Source organism: Corallococcus sp. 4LFB, from assembly GCF_046520365.1.
GTDB lineage: Bacteria > Myxococcota > Myxococcia > Myxococcales > Myxococcaceae > Corallococcus > Corallococcus caeni.
This window is the reverse complement of the sequence record NZ_JBKGHJ010000984.1, coordinates 1-1,407: the sequence shown is the minus strand read 5'-3', so window position 1 is coordinate 1,407 and position 1,407 is coordinate 1. Positions and strand designations below refer to the sequence as shown.

General features: G+C 71.3%; 1 protein-coding gene. It reads right to left on the bottom strand.

Annotated elements, in window-relative coordinates; genetic code table 11:
* Nucleotides 1-1,407, bottom strand: a 1,407-nt coding sequence (gene mutS / locus ACLEQD_RS43370; protein WP_410391790.1) for a DNA mismatch repair protein MutS, incomplete at both ends; no start/stop codon positions are given.

The window sequence follows — 1,407 nt, the reverse complement described above, 5'->3', positions numbered from 1 at the left end:
CGAACAGCCCCAGCTGCCCCGCGCTCGTCGCCGCGCGCTTCGCGGAGCGCACCGCCACGCGGGGACGGCCCGCGTCGTCCAGCTCGCCGGACTCCAGGTTCTGCAGCAGCTCGCGGGCGCGCGTCACCACCTCCGGCGGCAGCCCGGCCAGCTTCGCGACCTCGATGCCGTAGGAGCGGCTGGCCCCGCCGGGCACCAGCTTGCGCAGGAAGATGACCTTGCCGCCCTGCTCCTTCACCGCGATGCACAGGTTCTTCACCCGGGGCCGCTCGCGCGCCAGGTCCACCAGCTCGTGGTAGTGCGTGGCGAAGAGCGTCCGCGCGCCCACCGTGTCGTGGAGGTGCTCCGCCACCGCCCACGCGATGGAGAGGCCGTCGAACGTGGACGTGCCCCGGCCAATCTCATCCAGGATGACCAGGCTCTTCTTCGTGGCGTGATGGAGGATGTGGCTGGTCTCCGTCATCTCCACCATGAACGTGGACTGCCCGCGCGCCAGGTTGTCCGCCGCGCCCACGCGCGTGAAGATGCGGTCGCACAGGCCGATGCGCGCCGCCTTCGCCGGCACGAACGAGCCCGCCTGCGCCATCAGCGCCGTCAGCGCCACCTGCCGCATCACCGTGCTCTTGCCCGCCATGTTCGGGCCGGTGATGACCAGCAGCTGCGCGTCCTCTGGATCCAACCGCACGTCGTTGGGGACGAAGGACTCGCCCGAGCCCAGCATCCGCTCCACCACCGGGTGCCGGCCGCCGGTGATGGTCAGCCCCTCCCCTGCGTCCACCTGCGGCCGCGTGTAGCCGTACTCCGCCGCGCACCGCGCGAAGGACACCAGCGCGTCCGCCGTGGCCACGGCCTCCGCCGCGGAGCGGATGCCCGGCGCCGCGGCGATGACCTTCGTGCGCAGCTCCTCGAAGAGCTGGAGCTCCAGCACCACGCGGCGCTCCTCCGCGGTGAGGACCTTCTCCTCGTACTCCTTCAGCTCCTCGGTGACGAAGCGCTCCGCGCCCACCGTGGTCTGCTTGCGGATGTAGTCCCTGGGCACCGCGTGGAGGTTCGCCTTCGTCACCTCCAGGTAGTAGCCGAAGACCTTGTTGTAGCGGATCTTCAGCGAGGAGATGCCCGTGCGGTCCTTCTCCCGCTGCTCCAGCTTGAGCAGGTAGTCCTTGCCGGACGTGGACAGCGCCACCAGGTCGTCCAGCTCCGCGTGGAAGCCCGGCCGGATGAAGCCGCCCTCGCGGATGACCACCGGCGGCTCGTCCAGCACCGCGCGCATCAGCAGGTCCGCCAGCTCCGGCAGCGCGCCCAGCGGCCCGGAAAGCGACTTCAGGAGCGCCGAGTCACACCGCGACAGCGCCGCGCCCAGCCTGGGCAGCTGCGACAGCGACAGCCCCAGCCGCTGGCGCAGGTCCC